The organism is Frondihabitans sp. Leaf304 (assembly GCF_001423105.1).
Lineage (GTDB): Bacteria > Actinomycetota > Actinomycetes > Actinomycetales > Microbacteriaceae > Frondihabitans.
Map to the genome: position 1 here is coordinate 272,485 of NZ_LMNV01000003.1, position 24,185 is coordinate 296,669.

At 68.4% G+C, this 24,185-nt stretch carries 16 protein-coding genes, 1 tRNA gene and 1 pseudogene; 8 read left to right on the forward strand and 10 right to left on the reverse strand.

From position 1 onward, the window contains the following. Positions 1–21 precede the first annotated feature (21 nt). From ASF54_RS11595 to ASF54_RS11605, 3 genes are all read right to left on the reverse strand, one after another. Positions 22–95: transfer RNA gene (locus ASF54_RS11595), tRNA-Met, on the reverse strand. Positions 96–496: 401 nt separating this feature from the next. Further along, positions 497–3,475, reverse strand: a complete 2,979-nt coding sequence (locus ASF54_RS11600) for a UPF0182 family membrane protein (RefSeq protein ID WP_235481044.1) — start codon at positions 3,473–3,475, stop codon at positions 497–499. Between the two features lie 139 nt (positions 3,476–3,614). Beyond that, positions 3,615–4,676 (reverse strand): YlbL family protein, encoded by a 1,062-nt coding sequence (locus ASF54_RS11605; RefSeq protein ID WP_233573081.1) that lies wholly within the window; start codon positions 4,674–4,676, stop codon positions 3,615–3,617. Between the two features lie 191 nt (positions 4,677–4,867). On the opposite strand from ASF54_RS11605, the gene ASF54_RS11610 reads away from it, so the two are divergent. Both ASF54_RS11610 and ASF54_RS16920 read left to right on the forward strand, forming a co-directional pair. Further along, positions 4,868–6,232 carry a zinc-dependent metalloprotease gene (locus ASF54_RS11610; protein ID WP_055962994.1) on the forward strand — a complete coding sequence of 455 codons (1,365 nt, stop codon included), beginning with the start codon at positions 4,868–4,870 and terminating at the stop codon, positions 6,230–6,232. 393 nt (positions 6,233–6,625) lie between these two features. Continuing rightward, positions 6,626–7,075: pseudogene (locus ASF54_RS16920) on the forward strand (hypothetical protein); the annotation flags it as partial. On the opposite strand, the gene ASF54_RS11615 reads toward ASF54_RS16920, so the two are convergent. Beyond that, positions 7,053–8,765 carry an ATP-dependent helicase gene (locus ASF54_RS11615; RefSeq protein ID WP_055962997.1) on the reverse strand — a complete coding sequence of 571 codons (1,713 nt, stop codon included), beginning with the start codon at positions 8,763–8,765 and terminating at the stop codon, positions 7,053–7,055. The pseudogene ASF54_RS16920 and the gene ASF54_RS11615 overlap by 23 nt on opposite strands. 14 nt (positions 8,766–8,779) lie before the next feature. Then, positions 8,780–9,730, reverse strand: a complete 951-nt coding sequence (gene nudC, locus ASF54_RS11620; RefSeq protein WP_055962999.1) for an NAD(+) diphosphatase — start codon at positions 9,728–9,730, stop codon at positions 8,780–8,782. Between the two features lie 73 nt (positions 9,731–9,803). Here nudC and ASF54_RS11625 point away from each other — a divergent pair, with 73 nt between their 5' ends. Further along, positions 9,804–10,814 carry a phosphotransferase gene (locus tag ASF54_RS11625; RefSeq protein WP_055963003.1) on the forward strand — a complete coding sequence of 337 codons (1,011 nt, stop codon included), beginning with the start codon at positions 9,804–9,806 and terminating at the stop codon, positions 10,812–10,814. 78 nt (positions 10,815–10,892) lie between these two features. Here ASF54_RS11625 and ASF54_RS11630 read toward each other — a convergent pair whose 3' ends face one another. Genes ASF54_RS11630 through ASF54_RS16970 form a run of 3 tightly spaced genes read right to left on the reverse strand, consistent with a single transcriptional unit; the run spans position 10,893 to position 17,447 of the window. Beyond that, positions 10,893–14,120 (reverse strand): ATP-dependent DNA helicase, encoded by a 3,228-nt coding sequence (locus ASF54_RS11630; RefSeq protein ID WP_235481045.1) that lies wholly within the window; start codon positions 14,118–14,120, stop codon positions 10,893–10,895. A gap of 26 nt (positions 14,121–14,146) precedes the next feature. Further along, entirely contained in the window at positions 14,147–17,305 is a 3,159-nt protein-coding gene (locus ASF54_RS11635) for an ATP-dependent DNA helicase (protein ID WP_235481046.1), read from the reverse strand. Positions 17,306–17,315: 10 nt separating this feature from the next. Further along, a complete protein-coding gene (locus ASF54_RS16970; protein ID WP_268761021.1) occupies positions 17,316–17,447 on the reverse strand; it encodes a hypothetical protein in 132 nt (43 codons plus the stop codon). On the opposite strand from ASF54_RS16970, the gene ASF54_RS11640 reads away from it, so the two are divergent. Continuing rightward, a complete protein-coding gene (locus tag ASF54_RS11640; protein WP_055963008.1) occupies positions 17,440–17,664 on the forward strand; it encodes a DUF3107 domain-containing protein in 225 nt (74 codons plus the stop codon). The genes ASF54_RS16970 and ASF54_RS11640 overlap by 8 nt on opposite strands. Positions 17,665–17,666: 2 nt before the next feature. Continuing rightward, positions 17,667–17,969 (forward strand): hypothetical protein, encoded by a 303-nt coding sequence (locus tag ASF54_RS11645; protein ID WP_055963010.1) that lies wholly within the window; start codon positions 17,667–17,669, stop codon positions 17,967–17,969. Positions 17,970–18,038: 69 nt separating this feature from the next. Here ASF54_RS11645 and ASF54_RS11650 read toward each other — a convergent pair whose 3' ends face one another. Continuing rightward, positions 18,039–18,764: a ferritin-like fold-containing protein gene (locus ASF54_RS11650; RefSeq protein WP_235481047.1), complete on the reverse strand. Its 726-nt coding sequence runs from the start codon at positions 18,762–18,764 to the stop codon at positions 18,039–18,041. A 98-nt stretch (positions 18,765–18,862) separates the two neighbouring features. Between ASF54_RS11650 and ASF54_RS11655 the strand changes: the two genes are divergently transcribed. Further along, a complete protein-coding gene (locus ASF54_RS11655) occupies positions 18,863–20,332 on the forward strand; it encodes a DEAD/DEAH box helicase (protein WP_055963013.1) in 1,470 nt (489 codons plus the stop codon). Positions 20,333–20,502: 170 nt separating this feature from the next. On the opposite strand, the gene ASF54_RS11660 is transcribed toward ASF54_RS11655, so the two are convergent. After that, positions 20,503–21,357, reverse strand: coding sequence for a PHP domain-containing protein (locus ASF54_RS11660; protein ID WP_157510164.1), 855 nt, complete (start codon positions 21,355–21,357; stop codon positions 20,503–20,505). A 64-nt stretch (positions 21,358–21,421) separates the two neighbouring features. On the opposite strand from ASF54_RS11660, the gene ASF54_RS11665 reads away from it, so the two are divergent. Then, positions 21,422–22,447, forward strand: coding sequence for an endonuclease/exonuclease/phosphatase family protein (locus tag ASF54_RS11665; RefSeq protein WP_235481048.1), 1,026 nt, complete (start codon positions 21,422–21,424; stop codon positions 22,445–22,447). Between the two features lie 76 nt (positions 22,448–22,523). After that, on the forward strand, positions 22,524–24,011 hold the full coding sequence (locus tag ASF54_RS11670) for an aminopeptidase P family protein (RefSeq protein ID WP_055963996.1): 1,488 nt from the start codon (positions 22,524–22,526) through the stop codon (positions 24,009–24,011). Positions 24,012–24,185 lie beyond the last annotated feature (174 nt).

The following is a 24,185-nucleotide window of genomic DNA, read 5'->3' on the forward strand; positions in this document are numbered from 1 at the left end:
GGGGTTTCTGTGACGCGTTCGTTGCGGGGGCAGGATTTGAACCTACGACCTCTGGGTTATGAGCCCAGCGAGCTACCGAACTGCTCCACCCCGCGGCACAAGAAATGACTCTAGCACGGGATCCGGCACGGGTCTAATCGAGGCCGGATCGGCTCGCGTGCGGGTGAGCTCCGGTGCCCGGGCGAAGCACTCCTGACTGCAGGCACGCGCACGGCGCGACCCTGAATTCAGGTGGCCAAGCAGCCGGCACACCTGACGGACGCGCGCTGATCGCCCCCGCTCCTGCATTCCAAGCCCCTTCACCTGACTTCAGGATCCGGCCACCCGAGATCACAACGAAACTTCTGCATCCGCGCCCTGCCGCTCCGCACCCGACCCCGCGATTGCAGCGGCCTCAACGACGAACGCCGCCGTGCACCCGAACTCGGGTGCACGACGGCGAACGTGCGGGCAGGTAGTAACTGGCAGCTAGTCGCTAGTCGCTAGTCGCCGGGATCTACTCCGACGCCTTCACAGCCGCCTCAACGGCCTTCTGCAGGGCTGCATCCGCCTCGGCAGCCGCCACCAGGTCGTTCGAGGCGTAGGCGGCCTTGCGGTCGTCGAGGGCCTGCTGTGCGTCTGCAAGCGCCGAGTCGAGGGCTGCACTGGTGCCGGCCCCGGAGCCGGTGCTGCCCGACGTCGCGCCGGATCCTGATGCGGACCCTCCACCGGTCGAGCCGCTGCCGCTGCCGGTCGAGCCGCTACCACTGCCAGTCGAGCCGTCACCCGTCGTCGGAACTCCGCTGTCGCCCGTCGAAGCCCCCGCGTTGCCACCGAAGATCGAGTCGAGCGCCTCTTGGAGGGTGTCTTCGAACGCGATTTTGCCGCCGAAGGAAGCGAGGACCTTGCTCAGGATCGGGTACGAACCGGAGGAGTTGGACTGGACGTAGACAGGCTGCACGTAGAGGAGACCTCCACCGACGGGGAGGGTCAACAGATTGCCTCGTTTGACGGACGTGTCACCCTGCCGCAAGAGCGTGAGAGTGTTCGCGACCGCCGTATTCGAGTTGAAGTTTGCCTGCACCTGGTTGGGCCCTGGCACGCTGTCGTCTTTAGGCAGGGTGAGCAGAGTCAACTTGCCGTAGTCGCTCGAGACCTGCCCCTTGGTCGACCCGGCGTCGGAATTCGCCGCGAGATAGCCCGTCAGCACATTTCGCGCGTTCGCCGCGGTCGCCTGTTGGGGTTGATACGTCGTGTACAGCTGGAACGCCGCGTCTTGACCCGGGAGCTTCATGGTCAGGTAGTAAGGCTGCTGCTCAGCTGATTTGGTCGAAGTCGTATCGGACGCGTCGGTCGGAATGGCCCAGGCGTCGTCGCCCGAGAAGAACGACCCAGCGTCTGTCACGTGGTACGTGGCCAGAGTTGCGCGCTGCATCTTGAACAGGTCTTCCGGGTAGCGCACGTGACTGAGCAGCGTGCTGCTCATCTCACTCATCGGCTTAACCGTCGAGGGGAAGACCTTCTGCCAGGTTTGGAGGATCGGATCGGTTTTGTCCCACGCGAAGAGCGTGACCTTTCCCGAGTACGCGTCGACAGTTGCCTTGACCGAGTTGCGGATGTAGTTGATGTTGTCAGAGGCGAAGGCGCTCTGGGCACTCTTATCGGCCGCAACCGTGTTCGACAGGCTCTGCTGATCGGAGTAGGGGTAGTCGTCGCTCGTCGTGTAGGCATCGACGATCCAGAGGACCTTGCCGTCGACGACAGCCGGGTACGGATCGCCGTCGAGCGTGAGATACGGGGCGACCTTCTTCACGCGCGTGGCGGGATCGCGGTCGTAGAGAATTTGCGAGTCGTTGTTGACCGCGTCGGAAAGGACGATCTGCTCGGACTGGAACTTGATCGCATAGATCAACTTCTTGAAGACGTTGTCGAGCTTGGGCCCACCATCGCCCGTGTAGTTCGTGGTGGGGTTTCCGCTTTCGTCGTTCGAGCCGGACGGATAATCGAGCTCGATGTTCTTGCTCTGATTGCCCCCCACGATCGAGTAGGCGGGATTCTTCTCTCCGAAGTAGACGCGAGGCTGGTAATCGGACGAGTCGCCGAGCTTGCCCTTGACCGGGATGTCGGATTCGAGGAACACCGGCTCACCTGAACCGTTGCGCTGGTTGCCGTAAGCGGCCACGACGCCATAGCCGTGCGTGTACACGAACGTGGAGTTGTAGTCGTTGTTAGCCGAGCCGAGGCCGGCCGTGTCGAGCTCGCGCACGCCGATGACGGTGTCTTGCACCTTGCCGTCGATGCGGTAGCGGTCGACGTCGAGCTTGTCGGCGAACGAGTAGTACTGGCGCAGCTGCTGCAGCTGCGCGAAGGTCTCGGTCACGAGCGCCGGGTCGATGATGCGGATGTTCTCGGTGGTCACCGCGTCGCTCGCCAGAGCGCCCTCTGTCGCACTCGATTTCGCCTCGTACTTCTCCTCTTTCACATCGGAGACCCCGTAGGCATCGCGGGTCGCCTCGATATTGCGCTGGATGTACGCCGACTCCACGCTCTTCTCGGACGGGACGACGGTGAAGCGCTGGATGATCCACGGGTAGATCGCCCCGATGAGCAGGCTGATCACGAGCAGCGCGACGGTTCCGATGATCGGCAAGCGCCAGCGGCCGATGACCGCGGTGACGATGAAGAGGATCGCGACGACCGCGGCGGCGTAGGCCAGGATCTGCTTGCCGGGGATGCCCGCGAAGACGTCGGTGTACGTGGCGCCGACGATGCGCTTGCCCGAGCCGTCGGTCAGGGTGGCGTACTGGTCGAGCCAGAGGCTCACCGCCTGAAGCGCGAGGTAGAGGGCTGCGGTGACCGCGATCTGAATGCGGGCGACGCGAGAGATGCGCACCTCGCGACCCGAAAAGCGGAGGGCGCCGTAGAGGTAGCTCGTTGCCAGCGCGGCGATGACGGAGAGGAGCACGACCGCCGACGCGAAGCCCACGAGCCCTTGATAGAACGGGAGCGAGAAGACGTAGAACCCAATGTCGAGACCGAACTGCGGGTCGGTCTTGCCGAACGGGGTGCGGTTCAACCACTGCAAGACCATGGCCCAGTGCGTGGAGGCGGCGATGCCCCCGAAGAGCCCGAGCACGATCGGAATGCCGAACATCACCGTGCGGCGGAGGGGCTCGATGACCTGCTGGTAGCGGTCGAGCTGCGAATTGAGCTTGGCGTAGACGGGGCGGAAGCGGAACGCGATGTCGATGCTCGCGTACACGGGAAGCGCCATGCCGAGGAACCCGATGAAGAAGAGCGCGGTGCCGGCGATCCACTGCGTCATGATCACGCTGGTGAACCCGAGCTGCTGATACCAGAGGTAGTCGGTCGCGAGCCCCGAGAAGAGGAAGAAGAGGATCACGAGACCGGCGAGAATGCCGATGGTGACGAGGACGGGAACTCGCGGCGAACGACGACCGGTGACGGCCGACGACGCTGATGCAGAGGAAGTCAAGAGGTTGCTCCTGGCTGATGGAGAGGTGGAGTGGCCATCCTATGTGCCCAACCTCCGAGCTACGCCGAGTGGCGAACAGCCTGTGGAGAACCCGTGCATCGGGTGCCGACCGACCTCATGGCAGGCCGAGTCGCGCCGGTCAGGACGCGGGGCAGGTCGGCAGCGCGGCCGTGTCGCCTTTGTCGGCGATCGTCTCCAGCACTGTGACCGAATCATCGAGATCGGACACCGCGTAGACGTCGAGACCCGACGGAATGTGCCCGGTCACCTCGGAGCAGTTGCTCTTGGGGGCGAGGAACACCGTGGCGCCCGAGTCGCGCGCCCCGTACATCTTCTGCCGGATTCCTCCGATGGCACCGATCGTGCCGCCCGCCGTGATGGTGCCCGTGCCGGCCACCTTCTTGCCGCCATTGAGCTCGCCCGGAGTGAGTTTGTCGATGATTCCGAGCGCGAACATTTGACCCGCGCTCGGCCCTCCGACGTCGGCGAGTTTCAGCGAGACCGTGAAGGGGAACGTGTAGGCCACGCTGGCGCCGATGCCGAGGAGGTACGTGCCGCTTTGCTCCACGGGGGTCACGGTGGCAGTGCGGAGGGTCGTGCCAGACGAGCCACTCGAGGATCCTCGGGTGTACGTGATCTTCGCGGGTTTCGTTCCGTTCTCGGCCACCAGTGCTCGGAGGGAATCGACGTCGCTGTTCTTCGACAGTGAAGTGCCGTTGATCGACCGGATCACGTCGCCCTTCTTCAAGACCCCGTCGGCCGGGCTTCCCTTCTCGACCGCGCTCACGGCGATCTTCGTCGTGACGTCGAACCCTTCGTGTGCCAGGGCGGCCGTGATGGCGGACTTCTGGCTCTGTTCCATGTCGATCGTGTTCTGCTGATCGACCTGCTTATTCGAGACGCCCGTCGGGTAGATGGCCTCGACCGGGATGACCGCCTTGCTGGGGTCGAACCAGGCGCTGACGATCTCTGCCCAGTTCGGTCGCTGCGCCTGGTTGCCCAGAACGCTCACGGTGAGAAGGTCGAGCGAACCCGCGGTCGGGTAGGTCTCGTGGCCCTCGATCGTGATGAGGGGCGTCTGCTTACCGTCGAACTCGTTCGTGCCGAGGGTGTCGAAGACCGGGCCCGGCTGCTCGATGAGGTACGGCGCCGGGAGGACGGAGAGGACGATGCCGATGAGGAGGGCGATAGCCAGCACCACTGGGCCGAGCCACCCTCGTCGAGCCGGGGTATTCGGGCGGGAGGCGGGGGCGACGAATCGAGCCAACTCGGTACTGCCTTTCGGGGAGCGACGAACAGCTGCGGGCTGTTCGCCCTGGGCGCAGAGGCGGACCTTGCGAGAAGCGGGCGAATCCCAGACTGTTCGTGTGGCCAGGAGATAGCGTAGTTGCCATGTCTGAAGATTCGCAGCCGGGCCCCGAAGACGAGTTCCGCGACATGCTCCGGCAGTTCCTCTCGGGTGATTCCGAGATCGACCCGTCGAAGCTCGTCGGGGCAGCTGGCCTGCCCAATGATCCCGCTTTCATGGCACGGCTCATGAGTCAGCTCCAGTCGGCCGTCAGCCGCTCGGGTGACGGGATCGACTGGACGCTCGCCACCGAGCAGTCCGCCAGCATCGCCACGCAATCGGCGATCGAGACGTCTCCCGGCCAGGTGAGCGCCCTTGAGCAGGCGTTCCACGTCGCGGCCCTCTGGCTCGACGAGGTCGCGCACGTGGCCGAGCTCACTGTCGAGCCCCGCCTGATGACCAGGGCCGAATGGGCCTCGGCGACGATGCCGGTGTGGAGCCAGCTCGCCGAGCCGGTGGCCGACTCCATCGCCGACTCGCTCACCAGCGTGCTCCGCGACCAGGCGCCCGAAGAAATGCGCGAGATGCTCGCGGGCGCCAGCCAGGTGATGCGAAACGTGGGCGGCGCTCTGTTCGCGATGCAGCTCGGCCAGGTCGTGGGTCAGCTCTCGACCGAGGTCGTCTCCGGCGGCGATGTCGGAATCCCCCTCCTCGACGACCAGCAGGCCGCTCTCGTTCCGCAGAACGTGGCCGCGTTCGGTGAAGGCCTCGACATTCCCATCGATCAGGTCCAGCTGTATCTGGCTGTCCGCGAACTCGCGCACGCTCGCCTGTTCCGCCATGCCCGGTGGCTGCGCCTGCACCTCATCTCGTCCATCCGGGAGTTCTCGCAGGGCATCTCGATCGACACCGGTCGGCTCGAAGAGCTCGCCGCCGACTTCGACCCGTCGAATCCCGAAGAGCTGCGCGAGGCCATGGCGAGCGGTGCCCTCATCCCGCCGAAGACAGAAGAGCAGCTCGCCGCCTTGGCTCGCCTCGAGACGACCCTCGCCCTCATCGAGGGATGGGTCGACGTGGTCACGGCCAAGGCCACCGAACGTCTGCCGAAGTCGTCGTCGATCGCCGAGACCGTTCGCCGGAGGCGCGCCGCCGGAGGCCCCGCCGAGTCGGCATTCGCGACCCTGGTCGGGCTCGAACTCCGTCCGCGCCGACTTCGCGAGGCGGCCGCCATGTGGCAGGCCGTCAGCGACGCCGCCGGTGGCGAGGTTCGCGACTCGCTCTGGGCCCACCCCGATATCGTCCCCACCAGCGACGACATCGACGACCCCCAGGCCCTGATCGCGCGACTGACGGGCGGCCAGCCCGAGCCCGACGACGTCGACCGCGCCATCGAAGACCTCCTCAACGACGTGAGCGACGACCGCCCCCGCGAGGCCGAAGACGGAACCGCCGAGGATCCGCGGAGCTAGCTCGACTCGGCCCCGCTGGGCCTGTGGATCGGGGCCTGTGGACAACTCCAGCGCGATCTGCGCGGATTGTCGATGCTTGTGGGCATGGACATCCGACTCGATCCCCGTCTTCCTCTCGTGTGGCGCGATCCGCAGACTCTGCAGATCGGCGTCGACCGTCCCCGAGCCGTGCTCGACGGGGTGACGACCAAGCAAGAGCGCATCATCGCCGCCATCGCCGCCGGCCACGGTCGCTCCGGCACACCGCCGATCGCGCAGCGGGTCGGCTGCCCCGATCACGAGGTCGCCGAGCTGGTCGAGCGGCTCCGGCCCGCACTGGTGTCACCCGGCCCCGGCGAGGGGCCCGTCGTCGAGGTGCCGGGATCCTCGGGTCTCTCTGCCTCGATCGCCGCGATGCTCACCGCCGAGGGGGTACGGGTCGACCGTGATCTCCCCCACGACGACGCCGGCGAGACGCCCGCCCTCGCCATCGCGGTGTCGTCGCACGTTCACGACCCGGTCGTGACGGCAGGGTGGCTCCGGCGAGACGTTCCGCACCTCTGCGTCGTCACTGGAGACTCGTTCGCCCGGATCGGCCCGGTAGTCGTGCCCGGGGTGACCGCCTGCTGCCGGTGTCTCGATTTGCACCGGGCCGACGTCGACTCCGCTTGGGGTGCCATCGCCGGTCAGCTCTGGGGGCGCCCTCCTCGCGAGCACTCGCCACTCCTCGTCGGCGAGATCGCCGTTCGGGCGAGTCGGCGAGCGCTGAACCGGCTGACGGGCAGCGCCGATCGCCTTCCCGACGCGGTGCTCGAGATGCTCGACGTCGACACCGGGGAGGTCACGACGTCGGTGAGCCGACCTCATCCCGACTGCGGATGCGGAGCTCCTCCAAGAACCGGCTCGGTCGACGCTCCTGCATCGATCGGCCCTGGCCTGTCCGGCTCCACGAGAGATTCAGCCGTTGCCGAGCTCGTGTGACGCCGACGTAGAGGAGGCGCCGCTCTTCGTCGATGCCCTCGAACGTCTTCGCGTAGCTGATCGGCATCAGCCCCTCGCTCAAGCCGACGATGTAGACGCTCTCCCACTCGAGCCCCTTCGCGGAGTGCAGGGTGGCAAGCGTCACGGCCGACATCGTGGGCTCGTGCTGGCCGACCTGGCGAGCGAAGAGCTCGTCGACGAACTGGCGCAGGGTGGTGCCCGGCACCGCCGACTCCGCCAGGCCCATGAGGGTGTTGAGCGACTCCCAGCGGTCACGGACGGCGCCCCGTTGCTCGGGGGGTTCTTGCGCCCAGCCCAGCGAGCGAAGCACGTCGCTGACGGTTTTGAAGAGGGGTTCGTCGACGATGCTCACCGCGGCGCCCTTCAGCATCATGAGCGCCTGCTTGACCTCGCGCAGATCGAAGAACCGGGTAGACCCGTGCAGGCGGGTGCTCACGCCCGCGTCTTCGAGCGCGCGCTCGAGAGCAGCGGTCTGCACGTTGACGCGAAAGAGCACGGCGATCGACTCGGGTGGTGTTCCCCCACGGATCTCGGCGGCGATCGACTCGGCGACGGCACGGGCCTCCGACGAATCCGACGAGTGGTCGGTGATGCGCGGCAGGGGGCCGGGGGCCGACTGGGCGGGATGCAGGTGGAGGGCACCGGGCCGACCCCGCATCAACTCATTGGCGGTCTCGACGATCGGCCTGGCCGAGCGGTAGTTCTGTTCGAGTCGAAGCACGGTCGCGTTGTCGTAGCGAGAGCCGAAACCGAGCAGGTACTCCGACGACGCTCCGGCGAACGAGTAGATCGTCTGGCTGGCGTCACCCACGACACACACGTCGTTGCGATCGCCGAGCCAGAGGTCGAGCAGATCCTGCTGCAGGGGCGAGACGTCCTGATACTCGTCGACGACGAAGAAGCGGTACTGCTCGCGCACCTGCTGCGCGACTCGCGCTTCGAGTTCCAGCATCCCCGCCGTCGCCAACAGGACGTCCTCGAAGTCGAGCTGCCGGCGCGAATCCTTGATGTCTTCGTAGGCCTGGTGAAGGTCGAGGGCCTGCTCCGGTGTGACGTTCTGAGGCAGAGCCCGGCTGGCGAGGGAGTGCGAGTACTCCTCCATCGTCAGACGCGAGACTTTTCGCCACTCGATCTCGGCCGAGAGGTCGCGAAGACTGGCGGTGTCGAGTCGAAGCCGGAGGGTCTCCGACGCGTGCGCGACGAGCTTGGCCTTGCTCTCGAGCAACCGCGGCATCGTGCCACCCATGGTCTGCGGCCAGAAGTAGGCGAGCTGGGAGAGCGCGGCGGCGTGGAAAGTGCGGGCCGCCACTCCCCCGGCGCCCAGCACTCGAAGACGCCCTCGAAGCTCGGCCGCGGCCCGTGAGGTGAAGGTGAGTGCCATCACTCGGTTCGGCGCGTAGACACCGGTCGCGACACCGTAGGCGATGCGATGCGTGATGGCCCGGGTCTTTCCCGTGCCGGCCCCGGCGAGTAGGCAAACGGGCCCCAGAAGTGTCTCTGCGGCGACGCGCTGCTGCTCGTCGAGACCTGCGATCAGGTCGGCGGCCTCCATCGGTCGTTCGCCGATCAGTCGTCGAGCTCGGCGCCGAACCAGTCCTCGATGATCGCGCGCGCGATCGAGGAGCGGCCGGGAAGAATCACGCTGTCGCCGGCGCCGGCCAGTTCGTCGCGGGTAAACCAGCGGAGGTCGATGATCTCCGCGCCGTCGGGCTCGAGGGTGCCGGGGTCGGCCGGATCGACGGTCGCGCGGAAGCCCACCATCAACGAGGCAGGAAAGGGCCAGGGCTGCGAACCGAGATAGACGGGGTCGACGACGCGCACACCCGACTCCTCGAAGATCTCGCGCTGGACGGCGTGTTCGAGCGACTCACCGGGCTCGACGAACCCGGCGAGAAGCGAGAACCGGTTCTTCTCCCACAGGGCATTGGAGCCGAGCAGCAATCGATCGTCTTCGTCGGTGACGCCGACGATGATCGCCGGATCGGTGCGCGGGAAGATCTCGTGGCCGTCGTCGGGGTCGATTCGCACCCAACCGCCCTTCGCCGGCACGAGGGGCCGCCCCGTTCTCGGCGAGAACCGGTGCGAGGCGTGCCAGTTCGCGATGGCGATCGCTTCCGTCGCGAGCCCGGCATCCCGGTCGCTCAGCCCGGTCGCGAACATCCGGAGGTTGCCCCATTCCTCCTCGGACGCGAGGGTCGCCGCCTGGTCGTCGTCGAGAATCGCCGCGACGATAGGAGTGCCGACGGGTTCTGGGGCATCGGGGTCGAGAGAGCGCCCCAGGTAGACGAGAGTGGACTGCGTCGGAATCGCATCGGGTGACAGCAGCGAGATCGACGAGCTCCCGGCGAAGAGCGCGCGCCCGTGCCACACCGGCACCACGCGTGTCGCCGAATCGGCGAGCAGTTCAGGAAAAAGGCCCTCGCGCTCCCGGGTGAGGTAGTCACGATCGATCTGGTGCCGAGAGAGCGGGAGCTTCGCCGCGAACGACTCCTGGCTTCCAGAGGAACGTTCAGGCATCCGACCACCAATCGACTCGAGGAACCAGCGTGGCGCACGAGGCAGGCCGTGGCTGTCGGCCTACCCTTACGGCATGGCCAGATCCCACTTCACTCTAGCCGCGTTGGCGACGGCTGCCGTCGCTGACCTCGACGTCCGCCGGGCCGGCCCGCACGGCTCCATCGGCGCCGGCGATTTCGACTCCGCTCGACTCTCCGGCTCGGGTGGCGAGGAGTGGATCATCCGGGTTCCGAGAACGACTCGCGCCGAAGCCCAGCAGTCCGCCGATCTCGTGGCCATCCGCGCGCTCAGCCAGGGCGTCCGCAGTCGTCTCTCATTCGGAGTGCCGTCGTATCGCGGCCAGGCACCCATCGCCGAGACGCGAGCAATTCTCTACGACTACCTCGAGGGCGAGCCCCTCGACGTCTCCGAGATGATCGCAGGATCCGGCCTCCCGTCGTCGGTCGGAGCCGCAATCGCGGCCATTCACTCGCTCCCCACCAGCTTCGTCACCGACTCGGGGCTCACGAGCCACACGCCCTTCGAGGCCATGCGGTCGTCCGCCAGCGTGGTCGACCGCGCCGCGGCGACGGGGCTCCTCCCCGCCGCTCTCGTGGAGCGCTGGGAGTCGGCGATTCAAGACTCTCAGCTCTGGCAGTTCCAGCCGACGGTGATCAATGGATCGCTGGAGGCCTCGTCGGTGCTGGTGTCGGGCGACCGGATCAGCGGAATTCTGGGGTGGCACGAGCTGCAGATCGCGGATCCTGCGCGTGACCTCGCCTGGGTGCTCGGAGCCCCCAACGACGACAGCGTCGATGCGGTCTTCGATGCGTACGCTGCGGCCCGCGGCACCAGCGAGCGCCAGCTCCGCAACCGCGCGACGCTGTACCACGAGCTCGATCTCGCGCGGTATCTGCTGCACGGCAGCCACACGAAGAACACCGAGGTCGTCGATGACGCCGTCGCGATGATGTCTCGGCTGGTCGACTCGGTGCAGCAGTCCGACGAGCGTCCGCTGGTGTCGGGGTCGACCGAGGCATTGGACGTCGCCGGCGTCGAGAACCTGCTGGCGGCGACGGAGCGACACCGGAGCGAGTCCGCCTGACGCGGTGCCCGTCCCGGGCTGTTGCCGACGGTTGCGCCCGGTTCGGCCAGCCCGTCGGCACGGAGGCCCATGGCTCGGTCAGAGCCTCGCTTCGACGCCACCCCACAGCTTCTCGAGCTCGTCGCGGTCGCTGACGTGGCTCGGCTCGAGCTTCTCGTCGTCGGCCACGAAGTAGAACACCGCGTCGATTTGGCCCGGGTCGATGCCCCGGAATGAGGCGTACGCCTCCCGGTAGAGCGCGAGCTGGAGCTGCTTGAGTTGGAGCTCGTCGGCGTCGCGCGGTGCCTTGCCGGTCTTCCAGTCGACGACCTGAAAACGGCCGTCGCGTTCGAACACGGCGTCGATCTTGCAGATGACGGTTCGAGAGCCGAGGGGCAGGTGGATCTCGAGCTCGACGTCGACGGGTTCGAGTTCGGCCCACTCCGACGCCTCGAAGGTCGCCTGCAGCTCTGCAAGCCGACGGGCGTCGTCGACATCGACCGGGACTCCCGCGGCGAGCACACCGCGCTCGCCCTCGTCGAGGTCGAGATCGAGCCCGCCGGAATCGAGGGTCTCGAGTCGGCCGGTGGGTCGGTATCGCGCTTCGACCCAGTCGTGGAAGAGGGTGCCGAGACGCGTGGCTCGATAGGGCCTCTCGGGCAACGGCCGCCGAAGCGCAGCGACCACTGCCGCCGGGTCGTCGACGTAATCCTTGAATCGCGACGCGGGGATGCGCTGCGGAAGAGCCGTCACCACCGCGTTCTCCCGAGCCGCCTGCCGTTCGCGAAGCAGGAGCTCGATGTCGGCGTTCCAGCGGCCCGCGTCGTCGTCGTGTCGCTCGATGGCGGTCTTCACAAAAGCTGCGGCGTTCTCGACCGCGGGTCGCCGGGCACCGAGCGGGTCGAACGGCCACTCGGGGGTGCGGTACTCCGCCGCCAGGGGGTTCTCCTCGAACGCCGACGCGTCGGGTAAGAGACCCGCGTCGATGATCTCCGCCTCGGCGAGCTCGCGCAGATAGAGGCTCGCCGTTCGCGGTCGCTTCTGCGTGGCCCAGAACGACCCGGTCAGCAGCAGGGCGTCTTGAGCACGGGTGAGAGCGACGTAGGCCAGTCGACGCTCTTCGGCGAGGTGTCGCTGCTTGAGCTCGTCACGGAACACCTCGACGGCTTCGTGGAACTCGTTCTGGTCTTCGGCTCCGCGCCAGGCGAGCACCGGGAGCTCCATCGCGTCGCCGCGGAACTCGTAGGGCAGTTCGCCGAACGCGACCCAGCCGTTGCCTTCGCGAGCTGTGCCGGGCAGCTCGCCCTCGACGAGCCGGGGCACGGCGACAAGCTGCCATTCGAGGCCCTTCGACCCGTGCACGGTGAGCAGCTGCACCACCCCGGCCTCGCTGGCGTCGGAGCGAGGCCCCATGTCGTCACGGCGCTCGGCGGCACTGATCCAGGAGAGGAACCCGGCGAGGCTGGCCGACTCGTCGGTGGCCGCATAGCCCGCGACCTCATCGTCGAACGCCTGCAGGTACGCCCGGCCGTGAACGGAGCCGCTGACCGCCGCCACCTCGATGTCGAGGAGCATCTCCTGCTGCACCAGAGCCACGAGGTCGACGAGATCCAGCCCGACCCGGTTGCGCAGGAAGGCCAGCTGTCGGGCGAGCGCCCGCAGCCTCGAGAGGCCCTCCGGGCTGAATCGCCGCAGCTGCCCGTGCGATTCGGGAGCCGTGCCCACGAAGTCGAGGGCGTCGACGATCGACCCGTCTTCGCCCGCGGCGACGGAAGCCCGCAGTCGGGCGCGCACCTCGTCGGGGAGCTTCTGCTGAGCGTGGTCGTGTTGGAACAGCCATGACGAGACCTCGCGAAGCATCGCGATGTCGTGGATGCCGATGCGCCATCGGGCCCCGGCCATCAGCCGAATCAGCTCCGACCCGGCTGCCGGGTCGTGCAACACGCGCAGGCAGCTGACCAGGTCGACGATTTCGGGCCTCGACAGCAGGCCGCCCACCCCCAGGATGTGGAACGGCACCCCGCGCGCACGTAGGGCTGCAGCGAAGGCCTGCACGTTCTTCTTGGAGCGGAAGAGCACGGCGGCGGTGCGCTTCGTGCCGTCGGGATTCAGGATCCGCAGCTCCCGTTCGAACCATTCGGCCACCGCGGCTGCCTCTTCGGGCAGGGTCTCGGCGAAGGCCGCGCTGACCTCGCCGAGCGGCGCGTTCGGGCGGGCCGCGAGCGTGCCGACCGCGACGTCGGACCTGCGGGACAACTCGTCGACGACCACGTTGGCCGAGTCGAGGACCCTGACCGGGTTTCGCCAGCTCGTCGAGAGCGTGTACGAGGCATCGGGTCGCGCGTCGAAGTCGACCGGGAAGCGCCCGAGGTTCGCTGCGCTCGCGCCCCGGAACCCGTAGATCGACTGGTGCGGGTCGCCGACAGCCATGACCGCTGTGCCGCCGAAGAGGCGCGAGAGCAGGCGAGTCTGGACGACGCTGGTGTCTTGGTACTCGTCGAGCAGCACTATTTTGAACCGGTCGCGGTACTCCCCCACCACGCTGGCGGATGTCTCGCACACCTCGAGGGCGAGGGCGACCTGGTCGGAAAACTCGACGAAGCCTCGACGCGCCTTCTCATCGGCGAATGCGGTCGCGAGGTCGACGAGCGGGGGAAGCGTCTCGAGTGCTGCCGCTGCCCGTCGCACGTGGGGACGAGGTGCTCGACCGCTGAACGGCAGGGAGGCGACGTCGAGGAATCGGTCGGCCATTGCCGACACGGCAGCGGGGTCGGCGACGTTCTCGCCGAGGGCGTGGCTCAGCGACAGGACGGCCTCGGTGATCTGGTCGACCGACTTGCCGAGGGTGGCGAGACGCTCGTCGGTGCTCCGGACGACGAGGGAGCGGGCGAGCTGCCAGGCCGATGCCTCGCCGAGCAGTTGCGACTCGCTCTCACGGCCCACGATCAACGCGTGATCGCGGAAGATCGCGTTGGCGAACGCGTTGTAGGTCGACACGGTCGGCGTCTCGAACGGGTCGCCCTGCGTGTCGAGGAGGCCGCGCTCGACGAGGAGGTCGATCCGCCGGCCGATCCTTTCGCCGAGCTCGCCGGCCGCCTTCCGTGTGAAGGTGAGCCCCAACACCTCGGGCACTGTGACGAGTCCGTTGGCGAGCAGCCAGACGACACGACTCGCCATCGTCTCGGTCTTTCCGCTGCCGGCGCCCGCGACGACCAGGGCCGGCTCGAGCGGCGCCTCGATGACGGCGCGCTGCTCGATCGTGGGCGGAGGCAGCTCGAGGGCCTCGGCGATGTCGATGGCGGAGTACTGAACAGGGAGCGTAGACACGGCGACACCCTCGTCAAAAGAATCGCTCACTGGGTGACCTCTCCGACCACGTGGATTCGGCACGAGCCACCGTGTCGTTGGAGGCAGTGCTCGTCGATCCGCGCCTCGAACACCCGCTTCGCCATGCCGCGGGCGTCGTCTTGCACGCGCTCTCGGAAAGCCGCAAGGGCCTCCCCGTCGAATGGCGTCTGCGATCGCTCGACGTAGGGCTTCTTGGCGGTCGACACCGCGACGAACAGGAGTTTCGCACCGCCCCGGGGCGAATCGGCCGACGCTGCCTCGAGCGCGCCCTCGGCGAGCGCCAGCTGGTAGCTGCCGAGCTGCGGGTTCTTCTCCGCCTCGGGCGCCGAGGGGGCGTACTTGCCGGTCTTGAGGTCGACGATGACGACGCTGCCGTCGGCCTGCTGCTCGACCCGGTCGATCATCCCGCGGAGCAGGGCGGGCGCCGCGTCGAGCTCGAAAGCCGACTCGGCGCCGAGCAGCGTGGAGTTGCTCGCGACGAAGTCGGTCAGGTAGGCCGAGAGGCTCTCGGTCATGGCGCGGGCGCGTTTCTTCTCGGCGGCTCCGATCCACTCCGACTCGAATTCGAGCTCGCCCCAGCGCGCCTCGACGCTCCTCCAGAGCGAGTCGGCGTCGATCTCGACGGCGTTCTCCATCACGTCGTGGATCACCGTGCCGAGCCCCATGGCCGTGCTCGACGACGAGCCGCCGAAGCGGTCGACGAACCAGTGCAGCGGGCACTCCTCGAAACTGCCCATGGCCGACGGCGAGACTCGCACGCGGGCCTCGGGATCGTCGAGGTCGACCAGCTCGTCGAGGGTGGAGGGCTCGTGGAGGCCGTACCACTCGTCGGGGGCGGCGCCCGCGACGTCGGCCGCTGCGAGGCGCGCCAGGCCGATCGCGGCATCGGCCGAGTCGACGGCGCTGCGGGAGGCGAGCTGCGCGTGTCGGAGGTGGCCCACGAGGCCCCGCAGCGACAGCGGCGGTCGCACGTCGACGAGCGGGGTGGTGGGCGGCAGCAGGCGGAGGAACATCGACGGCGACTCGTCATCGTTGGCCGTGCACGACAGGATGACCTGCTGACGGGCCCGCGAGACGGCGAGCGCGAACATCCGGAGCTCGTCGGAGAGCACACCGGCCCGGCGATCGACGACGGACGCCCCAGTGGAAGCCCCGGCGGAGGACCCGGCGGCAGACGACCCGGCAGGAGCTCCGGCGGGAGGCGCTTCACCGACGGACGGCACCGAAGGATCCCCCTCCGCCGCTTCGACCAGAGCGTCGGGAGAGAGCAGCCCGCCCCGCACCCGCAGGTTCGGCCACACCCCGTCTTGCAGTCGGGCCACGACCACGACGTCGACCTCGGCCGCGATGGCCCCGGACGGGGTCGTCACGAGCACGGTCTCGGCGAGCGCCTGCGGCGACAGCGTGTCTTCGGGCACATCCGCGTCGATCATCGCGTCGAGAAAGGCCAGCGCCGAGGCCTCGGGCGACCGCTCGACGAATCGCTTGGCCGAGGTGAAGAGCGCCACGACCCCGTCGAGCTGTCGGTCTGACTCGGAGGCGACGATGCCGTGCCCCCGCGACTGCGCGCTCCACTCGTCGGCGAGGCCGCTTCGCTCCCAGAGCCCCCAGAGGATCTCTTCGATGCTGAGGCCTTTCGACGCGTCGGCGCGAGCGCGGTCGAGGCTCGTCGCGAAACGCCCGGCGCGCGCGGCGAAGCGGGAATCGATCGTGGCGAAGCGGCCCGGGCCGGAGAGCGCCTCGACCAGCAGTTCGTCGGCGGATCGGGTGCCGCCGCCCGCGAGCTCCTCCGCCCGGAGAGCGAGGCGAAGGCGACGAAGGCTGAGGGAGTCGAAGCCGGCGAGCGGCCCGGCGAGCAGTTCGCCCGCGACGAGCGGCGTGAGGGCGTCGCGTCCCGTGGCGACCGAGGCGGCGAGAAGGAGGTGCCGGGCACCGAATTCGTCGCGCACCGCTCGACCGGCGATCGGCGTGCGGGTGGGCACCTCGGCTAAGTGCAGTGATCTCGCCACCGCGGGCACCAGAGCACCGCTGCGGACGACGACCATCATCTTCGACCACGGAACCCCGCCGAACAGATGGTGTTCGCGGAGCGCCCGGGCCACCGACGCGATCTCGTGCGCCGGGCTGTCCGACTCGATGCGCTGCAGCGCAGCAGGGCCCAACGACTCGGGCGCCGCCGAGAGTGCCGCGTGCTGCCGCCCGGCACCCGCCGTGCCGATTCGCTCGGTGATCGACGAGACGAACCCGCGCAGCGAGGGCTCGTGCCGGTGCACCGATTCGAGCGTGATAGTCGTGACCCGGGAGAGGCCCAGCCGGGTGGCAAGGCGGCCGAGAACGTCGGGCGAGCCGCCACGAAAGGCGTTGGTGGCGAGATCGGGGTCGCCGAACGCGACGATCGCCACTCCCCGTCGGGCGAATGCTCGCAGCAGCGCGAGGGTCGACTCGGTCGCCTCCTGGGCGTCGTCGACGACGATCACCTTCAAGTCGGCCACGAGAGGCGACGACTCGCCCCGGTCGAGCGCTGCGACCGCGTAGTCGACGAGTTCGGCGGCGTCGAGGGCCGACACCTGGAGGCCGTCGACAACGGCGTGGTATTCGTCGGCGAAGTCGGCGACGGCGCTCCATTCGGGACGACCGTTCGTTGCACCCAACTCGCGAAGCCGGTTCGCGACGATGCCGTGCTCGGTCGCGCGCATCAGCACCTCTCTGAGCTCGGTGCGGAACCCCCGCAGACCTCGGACGACCGGGCCGAGCTCGTCGGGCCAGGCAGGACCGGTGCCCTCGTCGAGATGCCCATCGAGAAGGTCGCGGATGATGGCGTCTTGCTCTCCACCCGTGAGCAGCGTGGGCGCGGGGCTCGACGCCAACCGCGCCGCGTGCCCGACGATGTCGAAGGCGAGTGACGAGATCGTTCGCGCAAGAGGGCCGGGCGACGGGATGTCAAGGCGCCCCGCGAGGGTGTCTCGGAGTGCGGTGGCCGACCCTCGCGTCGGCGACAGAGCCAGCACGGCTGCCGGGCCCCACCCGTCGCGATGCACCCGATCGAGCACGAACTCGATCAGCGCCGTCGTCTTGCCCGACCCGGGGGCGCCGATCACGGCGGCACTCTCGCCGTCGGCAAGCTCGAGGACGAGGCGCTGGGAAGCATCGAGGGGTGCGATCACGCTGTCGACGCTAGCGGCTGCCGCCGACATTGAAGCGCAGGATCCGACGGCTGGCGACCACGGGGATCCTCGGCTCTTCTGCCCAGAGTGAACGCCGCCCGCGGGCTTCGACGAAGTCGGATATCGTCGTGCTCGTGGACATTCGCATCGGTATCGCCAACAGCCCCCGTGAGATCACCCTCGAGTCGAACGACTCCCCGGCCGACGTCGAGAAGGTCGTCGCCGAGGCCCTCGACGGAAGCAAGACGTACTTCACCCTGAAAGACAGCAAGGGCAAGGTCTACATCGTGCCCACGTCGGGTCTCGCCTACGTCGAGGTCGGCAGCGTCGAGCGCGGCCGCGTCGGCTTCGTCAGCTAACCGTGGAACTCCTCTTCGCCGCTCTCGGCGGTGCCCTGATCGGCCTCATCGTGCACTTCGCCCTCCCCGGGCAGGCGACGCGCGGGTTGTTCTGGGTCGCCGGCTGGTCGACCTCGGCCGCCATCGTGGTCTGGGAAGTCCTGACCTGGCTCGAGTGGAAGTCGGACGCCGGCTGGATCTGGATCGTGACGCTCCTCGTCGCCGCGTTGACCGCCGTCGGCGTCGCGCGCGTCTTCGCCCGGCGCCGCGAGGCCGCCGATCGCGAGTTGCTCGAAGAGCTGTTCCAGGGTCGCAAGACCGCCTGAAGCGCGCTGAGCGGGTGCGGCGGTGTGCCGGATCCTGCCGTGTTGCCGGCGCGCCAGTCTCGCTGACGACTAGGCCGTCAGGCCGAGGGCGTCCATCCGCCGAGTGTGAGCGGCGATCAACTCGGTGAAGACCGGTTCGAGCCGCTCGTCGTCGGCCGACTGGTGCGACGCCGCGATCGCCGCGCGGGCCACCAGAAGAGTGTCGCCGACGAGACGGCGCCCCCAGAGGGCCAGCCGCGAGGCCAGGCGAGGATCGGCTCCGATCCCGAGCGACAGTTCGGCGACGATCGCGGTCTCATCGCTTTCGGCATCGACTTCGAGACCGGCGACCACGCGATCGCGGTAGTCGCCCGGCAGACCATCGGCGAGGCGGACGAACACGTCGTCGAGCAGACCGGCTGCCACGTAGGTCGCCAGCATGGCCTCGTGCCAGTCGCGGCCGGCAGTGCGGCGCTGGAAGTCGTCGATCAGCTCGGCGTGCGGCTGCATCACGTCGGACGCGTCTTTGTCGGCGCGCTCGATTAGGGCGAGCATAGCCTTGTGTCGCTCAAGGGTCGACGCCGCGATCACGCCGGTCAGCGCCTTCGTGCGGGTAGACGGAGCCAGGCTCGACGCGTGGCCGAGCGACTCGAACAGAGCGAGCTGGAAGTAGGCGACAAGGCCGAGGTAGACGTCGAGATCGGGAGTGAAATCGCCCAGCTCGACGCGGCTCACCGGGATGGGCCTCGGGGCAGGTCGGGGACGCTGACCGGCGGTCGACGACCGACCGAACCGGAACCCCTTCCACGACACCACGGCACCACCTTAGAGGGTTGCGGCCCGGCGTCCGGTGAGGGCTTGCATGCGACCGGCTAAACTGTGGGCTTACCCCTCTATATGAAACAGGGCCACACTTGACATTCAGCGACCTCTCCATCGACCAGGACATGGTCGATGCACTGGCGGCAAAGGGCATCGTCGAGCCCTTCCCGATCCAGACCCAGACCATTCCGCTCGCTCTCTCCGGCCAAGACATCATCGGCCAGGCGAAGACCGGCACCGGCAAGACCTTTGGTTTCGGCCTCCCGATCATCCAGCGCATCGGCCACCACCCGGCGCCCGGCGTCAAGGTGCTCGTCGTCGTGCCGACGCGCGAGCTGTGCGTGCAGGTGACCCAAGACCTCGAGATCGCCACGGCGAACCGCCCCGACACGAAGATCGTCTCGATCTACGGCGGCAAGGCGTACGAGGGCCAGGTCGAGCAGATCAAAGACGGCGCGCAGATCGTCGTCGGCACCCCGGGTCGGCTCCTCGACCTCGCGGGGCAGCGTCTGCTCAACCTCAAAGACGTCACCGAGGTCGTGCTCGACGAGGCCGACAAGATGCTCGATCTCGGGTTCCTCTCCGATATCGAGAAGATCTTCGCCCAGATTCCGCCGACCCGCCACACCATGCTCTTCTCGGCCACCATGCCCGGGCCGATCGTCGCCCTCGCGCGCCGCTTCATGACGAAGCCGATCCACATCCGCGCCACCGACCCCGACGAGGGCCTCACGCAGGCGAACATCAAGCACGTCGTCTATCGCGCGCACTCGCTCGACAAAGACGAGGTCATCGCGCGCATCCTCCAGGCCGAGGGTCGCGGCAAGACCGTCATCTTCACCCGCACCAAGCGCGCGGCTGCCAAGCTCGTCGAAGAGCTGAACGACCGCGGGTTCAGCGCTGCGGCGGTCCACGGCGACCTCAACCAGGAGCAGCGCGAGCGGGCCATGGCCGCCTTCAAGGCCGGCAAGAAAGACATCCTGATCGCGACCGACGTCGCGGCCCGAGGCATCGACGTCAACGACGTCACGCACGTGATCAACCACACGGTGCCCGACGACCACGACACCTACCTGCACCGTGCCGGCCGTACCGGCCGCGCCGGCAAGACCGGAATCGCCGTCACCTTCGTCGACTGGGACGACCTGCACAAGTGGGCCCTCATCAACCGCGCGCTCGAGATGAACATGCCCGAGCCGGTCGAGACCTACTCGTCGAGCCCGCACCTCTTCACCGACCTCGACATCGCCGAGGGCACCCGCGGCCGGCTCAAGCCGACGTCGCGCGAGGTTCCGCCCCGCACCGCACCGTCGACCGGCGGCCGTTCGTCGGGTGGGCGCTCCGAGGGGCGCTCGTCTGAGGGCCGCTCCTCCGACGGTCGCTCGGGTCGCTCGCGCACCCGGGGCGGCGACAGTGCAGGATCCTCCTCCCCCGCCACCGAGACCAGCGCGCCCGCCGAGTCGACCGAGGGCGAGGCTCGCCCCGCACGCTCACGCAGCCGCAACCGCCGACGTCGCCCGGCCGGCGAGCAGTCGTCGACCTCGCAGGCTCCTCAGGAGTAGCGAGGGGCCCAGCTCGACCGGGCTCTGTCCCTAGCCCTGTTCCGAATTTGAAGGAGATCCACGCCGTTTCGCGAAAGTGAGGCGGATCGGCGCGGCGTGTCGCCAGGATCTCCTTCGAATTCGGCAGGGGCACAGGGCGCGGGCCCCAACGCCGAGACTCGTCTGGCGAATCAGCCGACGAACGGCGCCGACCCGGTGGCTCGGTCGATAATGCGCTTCAGTTGCTCGGGCTCGGTCGTGTTCTCGCCGAGCCGGTTGGGCTTGCCCTCGCCGTGGTAGTCGCTCGAGCCTGTCACGATGAGGTCGTACTCGTCGGCGAGCGCGCGTAGCGTCTGCTTGCCGCCCTCGGTGTTGTCGCGGTGGCTGATCTCGACGCCGCCGAGCCCGGCTTCGACGAGCTCGAGCAAGTGGGACTGCGGCAGGTTCGCCTCACGCCCGCGGGTGGCCGGGTGCGCGAGCACCGGCACGCCACCTGCCGCGCGGATGATGCGGATGCCGAGCAGAGGCGAGGGTGCCTCGTGAGGTTCGTAGTAGCCACTGCGCCAGTGCAGGATCCCGGCAAACGCCGCACTGCGATCCCGGGCGTAGCCTTTCGCCACGAGGGCATCGGCGATGTGGGGTCGACCGAGAGTCGCCCCCTCGGAGGCCTGGGCGAGCACGTCGCCCCAGTCGATGTCGTAATCGGCGCCGATACGCGTGACCATCCGCTCCGCGCGGTGCAGCCGGTCGTTGCGGAGACGGGTGGTCTCCTCCACGAGTTCGGGCGAAGCCGGGTCGAAGAGATACCCCAGCATGTGCACGCTGTTGTAGCCGACCCGGGTGGAGAGCTCCATGCCGGGGATGAGGGTCAGGCCGGTGCCCACGATCGCCGCTCGCGCCTCGTCCCAGCCGCTCGTCGAGTCGTGGTCGGTGAGAGCCACGGCCGCGAGGCCGGCCGTCACCGCGCTGGCGATCAGGTCGGCGGGAGCCTCTGTGCCGTCGGAGACGCTGCTGTGGGTATGCAGGTCGATCGGCCCGGTGATCATGGACTCCATCGTAGGCGGTGCGGGAGAGGTCGAAGTCGGCGGTGTCCCCTAGGCTCGTTCCACCGTGATCCGTCGACTCGTCTCCTTCGTCCTGCTGCTGGCCCTGGCCGCGGCGCTGTTCGTCGTGGCGTTCCCCCAGGTCCTCGGGCTGGAACAGCGCTATTACGTCGCGCAGGTGATCGCGTTCCGCGGGATCCTCGTGGTCGTCGCCGTCGTCGTGGCGGTCGTGTTCCTTTTCGCGGGCCTCGCCCTCCGCGCCGTACGGAGTCTGCTCGCTGCCGCGGCCGTGCTGCTGCTGGTCTTCGCGGCGATTACCGGCGGGGTGCTCGTCGAGCGCGGCACCGGGTCGACGAAGTTCGATGCGAAGGCCGCCGGAGACGTTCGTGTGCTCGCGTGGAACACCCTCGGCGGGGCTCCGGGCGCATCGACCATCGCGAAGCTCGCCGTCAACTCGAAGGCCGACATCGTGAGCCTGCCCGAGACGACCCGCAAGACCGCCAACGCCGTCGCCGCAAAGATGAAGGCAGCCAAGCGCCCCGTCAGCGTGCTCGTGCTCGCGTACGACAAGACCGACAGCGCCAAGTCGACGGCCCTGCTCATCTCGACCAAGCTCGGCACCTACCGGGTCGTCGCCGACGATGAGGGCGGCACCACGCCCGTGCTCCCGACGGTCGTGGCACGCCCGGCCGATGGCTCCGGCCCGGTCATCGTGGCGGCCCATCCAGCGGCGCCCGTCAAGGCGCTCATGACCGACTGGCGTGCCGGGCTGCGGTACCTCGCGAAGCTCTGCTCGGGCGAGAGCATGATCATGGCCGGCGATTTCAACTCGACGCTCGACCACCAGTCCGGCCTCGGTTCGAAGCCGAGCACCACCCTCGGCAGCTGTCGTGATGCGGCGAAGGCGTCAGCCAACGGGGCAGTCGGCACCTGGCCGACCACGGTTCCCGCCCTGCTCGCTGCACCGATCGACCACGTGATGGCGACCTCCGACTGGAGCGTCTCGGGCTTCCGCGTGATCACGACGCAGGACGGCTCGGGCAGCGACCACCGACCGGTGCTCGCGCAGCTCACCCCGGCGTCGACCGACTAGAGCGCAGCCACGGGCACGACGCGACCCTGTGGAGAACGCAATCCGCTCTCGGGCGGCGGCGACCATAATGGTGGGCATGGCTGATCAGAAGGCACCTCGCGCCACCTCCAATCGTTCGACGACCCCGGGCTCCGATACGTTCAAGGAGTACATCTCGTCGCAGTGGGCCGATCGTGCCGACTCGGTCTCGACGCCCCGCGAGCAGACGGCTTTCACGGCCGATCGACGTGCGCGCCTATCGGCTCTCCACCCGGGCAAGCGGCTGATCGTGCCGGCCGGGCAGGCCAAGGTGCGGTCGAACGACACCGACTACCCCTACCGCCCTCACTCCGCCTTCGCGCACCTGACGGGCTGGGCCTCCGACAGCGTCCCCGGCTCCGTCCTGGTGCTCGAGCCCACCGCCGACGGCCACGAGGCGACGCTCTACTTCCGGGCGAGCGCGGGCCGCGACTCCGACGAGTTCTACGCCAACTCCGACATCGGCGAGTTCTGGATCGGGCCTCGGCCGTCGCTCGCCGACGTAAGCGTCGACCTCGGTCTGGCCACGCGCGATCTCTCTGACTTCGAGTCGGTCGTCGGCTCCGTCGATGCCGACACGCTCCTCGTCCGCGAGGCCGACGGCGATCTGACGCGCCGCGTCGATGCCCTGCTTCCCGTGCCGGCCGGTGAGGCGACCGTCGACACTGTGGCCGATCGGTCGGCGACCACCGACGTTCTCGCCCGCGACCTCAGCGAGCTCCGTCTCGTCAAAGACAGCTACGAGATCGCCCAGATGCGGCAGGCGGTCGCCGTCACCAAGAAGGGTTTCGACGACGTCATCGCCGACTTCGACGAGGTCTTGGCACACCCTCGGGGCGAGCGCATCGTCGAGGGCACATTCAACCGCCGCGCCCGCGCCGATGGCAACACCGTCGGCTACGACACGATTGCCGCGTCCGGCGAGCACGCCTGTGTTCTGCACTGGACCACCAACGACGGCCGCGTCTCCCCCGGCGACCTCATCCTGATCGACGCGGGGGTCGAGCTCGACAGCCTGTACACCGCCGACATCACCCGCACCCTGCCGGTCTCCGGTCGGTTCACCGACGTTCAGCGCCTGGTGTACGAGGCCGTGTTGGAGGCGGCCGATGCCGCCTTCGCGATCGTGAAGCCCGGCATTCGGTTCCGCGAGATCCACGCCACGGCTATGGCCGTCATCGCCGAGAAGACCGCCGAGTGGGGGTTCCTGCCCGTCTCGGCCGCCGAGTCGATCAAGCCCGATGCGCAGTACCACCGTCGCTACATGGTGCACGGCACGAGCCACCACCTCGGCATCGACGTGCACGATTGTGCCGCTGCCCGACGCGACCTCTACCTCGACGGTGTGATCGAGGCCGGCATGGTCTTCACCATCGAGCCCGGCCTCTACTTCCAGCCCGACGACCTCACGGTGCCCGAGGCGTTCCGGGGCATCGGCGTGCGCATCGAAGACGACATCCTCGTCACGGCCGACGGCGCTGAGAACCTCTCGGTCGGCATTCCCCGGACCGCGTCCGACGTCGAGGCCTGGATCGCCCGGGCCTGAGTCCCTGCACCCAGGGGCCGCTACTTCTGCTCCCGCGTCCGTAGCCGCTGCGGGACCGCGCCTCGTCGCCGCGAGTGCCGCTGAATGTCGCTCCGGGCGCGCCAAGTCCGGCAAGCGGCGGCACTCGGTGACTCCTGCCCGTGCTGACTCCGCCGCGCTGGGGAGCGAGTGCCG